Here is a 7,080-nt window from a genome sequence, read left to right as displayed (position 1 = left end):
TCCTGGCTGTGGGGGCGCCCCCGGGGGGGGGGGCGGAGGGGGGGAAAGGCGCCCCCCGGGGGGGGGGCCCCCCCGCACCCCGGCCGGGCCGCGGGCCGCCCCGCCCGTGGTGACGGCCGGCGGGCACGTCCGCCGGCCGCGAGGGGAGATGCGGATGAGTACGGCGAAGGACCTGTTCATCATCGCCATGGACCGGCGGTTCTCACCGGCCGTCGGGCAGGGCGACCTGTCGCTCGCCCTGGCCGGGGCGGAGCTGATCGACCTCCTCGGCGCGCGGGCCGTCACGCTGGACGCCGAGCGCGTGGTCCCGGGTGCGGCGCAGCCGCAGGAGGACGCCCTCCTGGACGAGGCCGCGGGCGCGCTGGTGCGCCAGGAGCCGTACGAGCCCGTGGAGGACTGGCTGTGGCGCCGGGGCCGCGAGCTCGCCGCGGCCTACCAGAGCGCGCTGGAGGCGGACGGCGGACTGGCCCCCCAGCGCCGGGGCCGCCTGGGTCTGGGCGCCGTACGGATGGAACTGGCCGATTCGCCCGCGCGCGACCGGGCCGCGGCCCGCCTGGAGGCCGCCGAGCCCGTGCTCGGTGCGCTCGCCGCCGCGATCGGCGTCGACCGGGAGGGCGGGGGGCCGCAGGGGTCGGAGGCGGAGTCCGGGCCGGGGTCGGAGGGACTCGGGGACGAGTCGGTGGTGACCGTCCTGGCGGCCGTCAACGACGCGGTGATGGAGCTGGAGGCCGTACGCCAGCGCCGCTCCATCGAGGACGCGGCGTTCGCGAACATGTGGCGGGCCCCGTAGCCGCCACCGCGCCCGCAGCCGAGCGACCGAAGCGACCGAAGCGACCGTAACTCCGGTACGGGCGCGGGGGAGTAGGGCCGCGTACGGAAATTGACGCGGGTCCCGGTCCGCACAGGACGTACGGTGTCCCCATGACGGGGACAGGAACGGATACGGGGACCGGGACCGGGATACGCATCGTGGCGGATCGCGGCCCGTGGCGGGCCGGGTTCGAGGAGCGGGTGCTGGCCGGGTACCGGGACGCGGGGTGCGCCGAGCCGCTGGCGCGGGCCCTGCTGGAACGGGCCCTGGAGGGCGTGGACGACTGGACGGTGGCCACGGACGGCACCGGCTGGATCGCGGTCGCCACCAAGGAGGACAACGGAGCGACCGTGGGCCGCATCCACGACCTGACGGTGCCTCAGGGGCGGGCGTGGGCCGAGGAGTGGTGCGCCGGCCGCGGTGCGGAACGGGTCGAGGTGCGGCTCACCGGCGGCGCCGGGGCCTTCGCCGACTACCCGGTCCGGGGGCAGCTGCGGATGCGCGCCGCGGCCGAACAGCCGCAACTGCCGCCCGGCCTGACGGTCCGTCGGCTCACGGAGGAGGAGTACCCCGCCTGGTACGCCTCCGAGGAGGCCGCCGCCGTCGCGGACATCGTCCGGTCCGGAGCCCTGACCCCGGAGCAGGCGGCGGCCAAGGCCGCGGCGGACCTCGCCCACTACCTGCCGCAGGGCTTCCGGACCCCGGGCCACGCCTTCTACGTGCTGGAGGCCGGAGGCCGCGCGGTCGGCTCGGGCTGGGTCAACCACGGCTTCCTGCCCGGCACCACCTTCGGCTTCTCCCTGGAGGTGTACGAGGAGTACCGCGGCAGGGGCTACGGCCGGGCCGCGATGGCCGTCGGCGAATGGGCCGCCCGGCAGGGCGGCGACGGGGCGCTGATGCTCAACGTCTTCGGCGGGAACGAGGCGGCCATGGGCCTGTACGACAGCACCGGCTTCGCCGTGGTGGACGAGCTCCGCTCGATCGCCCTGTGACCGGCCGCCCGGCCGCCCTCACCCCGTTGCCTCCGGTCCCGGCTCCGGGTGCAGGCCGGGGCCCGAGGGCGGACCGGCGAGCGGGGTCGGGGACAGGCGGGTGACGTCGGCGGGCGCCTCGCCCGGTTCCAGCAGGGTGTCGGCGGCGCCCGCGACGAGCGGATCGGGCCTGCCGACGGCGGCCGGGTCCTTGCGGTCGTACCCGATCCGCCACAGCAGGCTGCGCATGGCCTCCAGCCGGCCCCGCCGCTTGTCGTTGCTCTTGACCACCGTCCACGGCGCGTGCCCGGTGTCCGTGGCCCGGAACATCGCCACCTTCGCCTCCGTGTAGGCGTCCCACAGGTCCAGCGAGGCCACGTCCGTGGGCGAGAGCTTCCACTGCCGCACCGGGTCGACCTGGCGGATCGCGAACCGGGTGCGCTGCTCCGCCCGTGACACCGAGAACCAGAACTTGACCAGCACGATCCCGTCGTCGACGAGCATCCGCTCGAAGACCGGGCACTGCTGGAGGAACAGCTCGTACTCCTCCGCCGTGCAGAAGCCCATCACCTTCTCCACGCCGGCCCGGTTGTACCAGGACCGGTCGAAGAAGACGATCTCGCCGCGGCCGGGGAGATGGGCCGCGTACCGCTGGAAGTACCACTGCCCCGACTCCCGCTCGGTCGGCTTGTCGAGGGCCACGATCCGCGCGCCACGGGGGTTGAGCCGCTCGGTGAAGCGCTGGATCGTGCCGCCCTTGCCCGCCGCGTCCCGCCCCTCGCAGATCACGACCAGCCGCGCGCCGCTCTCCTTCACCCAGCGCTGGAGCTTCAGCAGCTCGATCTGGAGGATGCGCTTGGTGCGCTCGTACTCCGCCCGCTTGATCTTGTGCTCGTACGGATAGTTCTCCCGCCAGGTGCGGATCGGAGCCCCGGCCGCGTCCAGCAGCACGGGCTGCTCGGGCCTGCTGTCGTCCACGCTCAGCCCGTCCAGCAGCCCCTCCGCCGCCTCCGAGCGGTCCTGTCCTGCGCCGTCCTCCGCGATACCCATGGGCCGCTCCTACCCGCCAGTGCCGCAGAACCACCGCGAACCGTCCGGTCGCGCCACGGCCGGCGGATTCCCGGGGGTGGACCGCCGAAAGGGGGGCAGGCGCAACCGCCCAAGAAGTACGGCATGCGCAAGGGAGCAGAGGAGCCACGGATGACTGACTACCAGTACTCGGGCAGCGGCCGGGACGGCCAAGCCGAGACGCCGGCCCAGACGGTCAAGGACAAGGCGGGCGAGGGCGCCGAGCTCGTCGGAGGCAAGGCCGCCGAGGTGGGTGCGACGGCCAGGGAGCAGGCCGCCGACGTGGTCGGCGAGGCCGCCGCGCAGGCCCGCGACCTCCTCGACGAGCTGCGCGGACAGCTCCGGGAGCAGGCGCAGGGCCAGACCCGCAGCCTCGCGGACCACGTGCGCCGCCTCTCGGACGAGCTCCAGGAGATGGCCGGGAACGGCGCCGGGGACTCCACGATGGCGGGCGTGGCCCGCACCCTCGCCGACCGGGGCGGCCGGGCCGCCGCCCACCTGGAGCAGCGCGGCCCCGACGGCCTGGTCGGCGACCTCCAGGACTTCGCGCGCCGCCGCCCGGGGGCCTTCCTCGCGGGCGCGGCCGTGGCCGGATTCCTGGTGGGCCGGGCCGGCAAGGGCGTCGGGGCGGCGGCCGCCGCCGACGGCGGGCCCCCGCCGGTCCGCACGGTGCCGGCCCCGCCCGCCTACCCGCCCGCGGGCCCCGCCCGGCCGTACGGCGGGCCGCCGCAACCGCTCGAAGGGATGTGAGCCGCCGTGACCACCGCGTACGGCGGGCGGACGTCGGGCGGGGCCGGGGCGGGGTACGGAGCCCCCGCTGCCGGCCCGCAGACCGCAGCCCCGCAGACCGCAGCCCCGGCCGCCGGGCCGCCGGAGCCGTCGGAGCCGTCGATCGGTGAGCTGGTCGACGCGATCGGCCAGGACGTCTCCGGACTGCTGCGCACCGAACTCGAACTGGCCAAGGCCGAGCTCAAGGCGGAGTCGGCGAAGGCCGGCAGGGCCTTCGGGATGATGGGCGGCGCGGGCTACGCCGGCCACATGGTGCTGCTGTTCGGCAGCCTGGCGGCCGTCCTCGGGATCGGCAGCGCGATCCCGCCGGGCTGGGCCGCGCTGATCGTCACCGCCCTGTGGGCCGCCGTCGGCGCCGCGCTCTACGTCAGCGGCCGCGCAGGCCGCCCACGAGGTACGGGACGAGCTGCGCGAGCCCGCGGCCGAGGCGGTGGAGGCGGTCAAGGACGCCGCGCAGGAAGCCGCGGCGACCACCGGCGAGCAGGTGCGCAGCGCCGGCCGGGACACGGCCGAGGGCCTGCGCCGCGTCGGCAGCGGAGAGGCAGGGGAAGCAGGGGAAGCCGGGAAGGCCGGGCACGCAGGGGGCGCGACCGGCGGCCCGGCCTCCTGACACCCTGCTCCGGGACGGGCCCGGCGCGGTCCTGCGCGCCGGGCCCGTCCCGCCGTGCGTCCGGCCGGGCGCGCTGCCTCCGGCCGCCGGGCCGCAGCGGGGCCGCCCGGCGCCCGGCCCGGATTCCCCGCTGCCGCGCATGAGACGGCCGCAACGGGACAGCCGCCGGATATGACACGCGCACCCGGACCAGACCGCCCGCCCGCAGAGCGGGACCCCTTTGAAGGCCGTCCGGCAGACCGGCGGCCCCCCGACACCGCCCTGTCCCCGGGCGCCCGGCCGGACGGGGGGCCGCCGGAAGGGCACCGAAGGACTTCCGCCGAGGAGGGCCCCGGCCCCGGCGAGCAGGTGGAGGAGCGGGCCCCCGACCGGCCGTCGGAGCTGTCCCGCAGCTCCTGGAAGGCCGTGCTGCGCGGCACGCTGAGGGAGTTCAGGGACGACGAACTGCCCGACCGGGCCGCCGCGCTCACCTACTACGGCGTCCTGGCCCTCTTCCCCGCGCTCCTGGTGCTCACCTCCCTGGTGGGCCTCGCCGGGGAGTCGACGACGCAGCGGCTGCTGGACAACATCCGCCAGCTCGCCCCCGGACCGGCCCGCGACGTGGTCACCGACGCCGTCCGCCAGCTCCAGGACAGCGCCGGGATCGGCTCCTTCGTCGCCCTCGCGGGCCTGGCCCTGGCGGTCTGGTCGGCGTCCGGCTACGTGGCCGCCTTCATCCGCACCTCCAACGCCGTCTACGACATACCGGAGGGCCGCCCGGTCTGGAAGGTGCTGCCGCTGCGGCTGGCGCTCACCCTCACCCTGATGGTCCTCGCGGTCGCCAGCGCCCTCATCGTGGTCTTCAGCGGCGCACTGGCCCGGCAGGCGGGCACCGCCCTGGGGATCGGCGACACGGCGATGACGGTCTGGTCGATCGCGAAGTGGCCGCTCCTGGTCCTGCTGGTCACCGTCATGATCGCGGTCCTGTACTGGGCCGCCCCCAACGCCAGGGGCCGGGGCTTCCGGTGGATCACCCCGGGCAGCCTCCTCGCCCTGGCCCTGTGGATGGCCGCCTCCGCCGGGTTCGCGCTCTACCTCGCGCACTTCGGCTCGTACAACAAGACGTACGGCACCCTCGCCGGTGTGATCGTCTTCCTGGTCTGGCTGTGGCTCACCAACCTGGCCGTCCTCCTCGGCCTGGAATTCGACGCGGAGCTCGTACGGCGGCGTGCCGTCGAGGGCGGCCACCCCGAGGACGAGGAGCCTTACGTCGAACCGCGCGACACCCGTACCTGGGACGATCCGCAGCCCAGCCGCCCCGACTGACGGCCGCGGCGGCGAGCGGTGCGCGCGGAACCCGACCCGGATGCGAGGCGAGACGATGGAACACACGAGCAGTGGCGGCCCCCGGCCCGACGAGGAGACCGTCGAGGCGCTGGGCTCGCTGTCCAAGGCACTGGAGACGGTCGAGCGGGCGCGCGGGCACCTCTACGGCTTCCACCAGCTGACCGGGACGGCGGACTTCGAGCTGGACCGCGCGGTCCGGCTGCTGAAGGAGGCCGGTCACGGGGAGTGGGCCGACCGGGTGGCGCGGGAGATCCGGGGCCGGAACGTGATCCCCGGGCACTGGACCTTCCAGATCGTCGACGCGTACAACAGCACGTACTACGAGCCCTTCCGCGACCTGGAGCGCGCCGCCGTGGACGAGCTGGCCGGCGGCCGCGACCACCTGTACGAGGCCCGGCTCAAGGAGGCCCGCCGCACGGCCGGGCACCCCGACCACACGCCGGGGCCCGGATCCGGCGCCGGATCCGGGCCGTCGCATGACGCACAGCCGGGCTGACCCTCACCCGCCGAAGGTGCGGGCGGCGAAGAAGGCGGCGAACATCGCGGCGCCGAGGGCGATCAGGACGAGGAAGGCACGGGGGTGCTCCCACAGGCCGCCGTCGGGGCGCTCCTGGTGGGCGGCCGCGGTGGAACCCTCGGCCGGGGGCGTCTCACCGGGCGGGATTCCCGGTATCCGGGGTGCGCCCGGTGTGTTCGGGGTGGTCATGGCTCCTCCTCGGGTGGACGGGTGGACGGGTGCGCGGGCGGGCGGTTACCGGCGCGGGAGGCCGGGGGCGGCCGTACCGGGCAGGGCGGGGGTGGAGGCGGCGCTGGCGGTCGCCGTGGTGACGGGGCGCCGCGGGGGCGCGTTCTGCTCGCGGGTGGCCTGCTCGGGGTGGCGGCGGCGCCAGTACGGGTTGTCGTGGGGGAGTCCGCCGCTGACCCGGCCGTACATGCCGAAGGTCATGATCAGCAGGCCCATGAGGAAGCTGAAGACCACGTTCGACATGCCGAAGTCGAGGACGTTGCCCCCGCGCCCGATCAGGAACAGGTGCACGAAACCGCTCAGGACGAACAGCACGCCGACCACGATGTTCACGGTGGAGGCCACGTTGCCGCCGATGAGCGCGGCGACGATCAGCAGGAGGCCGACGACCACGGAGACCGTGCTGAGGAGCCCGTTCGTGGACAGGCCCGCGATGCTCTGGCCGTCCGTGTCGAAGGAGGAGAGGCTGCCGGCGAAGCCGAGGCAGCCGAAGACGAGGAGCAGCAGCCCGCACAGGGCCGCGCCGATCCGGTAGACCCGGCTGAGGGGGTGGTCCACGGGGAGTTCGTCACGCAGTCGCACGGTGGCCTCCTGGGATGCGGTGTCCGGTGTGCCGTGTCTGTCGGGGTGGGTTCCCCGAGGCCTCCACGATGCGCGGCGGGCGTCCGCAGCGAAACTCGCGGTGTTTGTGCATCGAAATTCGGTGCGGAGGGGAGTGGCGGCGGCTGCGGAAGCGCCGGGAGCGCGTCGATGTAGCAGA

At 75.3% G+C, this 7,080-nt stretch carries 9 protein-coding genes and 1 pseudogene; 6 read left to right on the top strand and 4 right to left on the bottom strand.

Going from position 1 to position 7,080, the window contains the following annotated elements; translation table 11 throughout:
• Positions 1 to 154 precede the first annotated feature (154 nt).
• Together ACZ7JZ_RS34285 and ACZ7JZ_RS34280 are read left to right on the top strand one after the other, a co-directional pair.
• Positions 155 to 790, top strand: coding sequence for a GOLPH3/VPS74 family protein (locus tag ACZ7JZ_RS34285; RefSeq protein WP_470946584.1), 636 nt, complete (start codon positions 155 to 157; stop codon positions 788 to 790).
• A gap of 131 nt (positions 791 to 921) precedes the next feature.
• Positions 922 to 1,803 (top strand): GNAT family N-acetyltransferase, encoded by an 882-nt coding sequence (locus ACZ7JZ_RS34280; protein ID WP_470946581.1) that lies wholly within the window; start codon positions 922 to 924, stop codon positions 1,801 to 1,803.
• 18 nt (positions 1,804 to 1,821) lie between these two features.
• On the opposite strand, the gene ppk2 is transcribed toward ACZ7JZ_RS34280, so the two are convergent.
• Entirely contained in the window at positions 1,822 to 2,832 is a 1,011-nt protein-coding gene (ppk2, locus tag ACZ7JZ_RS34275) for a polyphosphate kinase 2 (RefSeq protein WP_470946578.1), read from the bottom strand.
• Between the two features lie 150 nt (positions 2,833 to 2,982).
• Here ppk2 and ACZ7JZ_RS34270 point away from each other — a divergent pair, with 150 nt between their 5' ends.
• Together ACZ7JZ_RS34270 and ACZ7JZ_RS34265 are read left to right on the top strand one after the other, a co-directional pair.
• A complete protein-coding gene (locus ACZ7JZ_RS34270) occupies positions 2,983 to 3,600 on the top strand; it encodes a hypothetical protein (protein WP_470946575.1) in 618 nt (205 codons plus the stop codon).
• A 6-nt stretch (positions 3,601 to 3,606) separates the two neighbouring features.
• A pseudogene (locus ACZ7JZ_RS34265) lies at positions 3,607 to 3,960 on the top strand (phage holin family protein); the annotation flags it as partial.
• Positions 3,961 to 4,006: 46 nt separating this feature from the next.
• On the opposite strand, the gene ACZ7JZ_RS34260 reads toward ACZ7JZ_RS34265, so the two are convergent.
• Positions 4,007 to 4,216, bottom strand: coding sequence for a hypothetical protein (locus ACZ7JZ_RS34260; protein WP_470946594.1), 210 nt, complete (start codon positions 4,214 to 4,216; stop codon positions 4,007 to 4,009).
• A 204-nt stretch (positions 4,217 to 4,420) separates the two neighbouring features.
• On the opposite strand from ACZ7JZ_RS34260, the gene ACZ7JZ_RS34255 reads away from it, so the two are divergent.
• Both ACZ7JZ_RS34255 and ACZ7JZ_RS34250 read left to right on the top strand, forming a co-directional pair.
• A complete protein-coding gene (locus tag ACZ7JZ_RS34255; RefSeq protein ID WP_470946572.1) occupies positions 4,421 to 5,554 on the top strand; it encodes a YihY/virulence factor BrkB family protein in 1,134 nt (377 codons plus the stop codon).
• A gap of 55 nt (positions 5,555 to 5,609) precedes the next feature.
• The gene (locus ACZ7JZ_RS34250; RefSeq protein ID WP_470946569.1) at positions 5,610 to 6,071 is read left to right on the top strand and encodes a hypothetical protein; all 462 of its coding nucleotides are present in this window, start codon (positions 5,610 to 5,612) and stop codon (positions 6,069 to 6,071) included.
• Positions 6,072 to 6,074: 3 nt separating this feature from the next.
• On the opposite strand, the gene ACZ7JZ_RS34245 is transcribed toward ACZ7JZ_RS34250, so the two are convergent.
• Both ACZ7JZ_RS34245 and ACZ7JZ_RS34240 read right to left on the bottom strand, forming a co-directional pair.
• Positions 6,075 to 6,281: a DUF6480 family protein gene (locus ACZ7JZ_RS34245; protein ID WP_470946567.1), complete on the bottom strand. Its 207-nt coding sequence runs from the start codon at positions 6,279 to 6,281 to the stop codon at positions 6,075 to 6,077.
• A 45-nt stretch (positions 6,282 to 6,326) separates the two neighbouring features.
• The gene (locus tag ACZ7JZ_RS34240; RefSeq protein ID WP_470946564.1) at positions 6,327 to 6,902 is read right to left on the bottom strand and encodes a DUF4383 domain-containing protein; all 576 of its coding nucleotides are present in this window, start codon (positions 6,900 to 6,902) and stop codon (positions 6,327 to 6,329) included.
• Between the last annotated feature and the right edge of the window lie 178 nt (positions 6,903 to 7,080).

Source organism: Streptomyces sp. NPDC038213, assembly GCF_055600495.1.
Note: the sequence above shows the minus strand (reverse complement) of the source record. Positions and strands in the feature narration are given on the sequence as shown.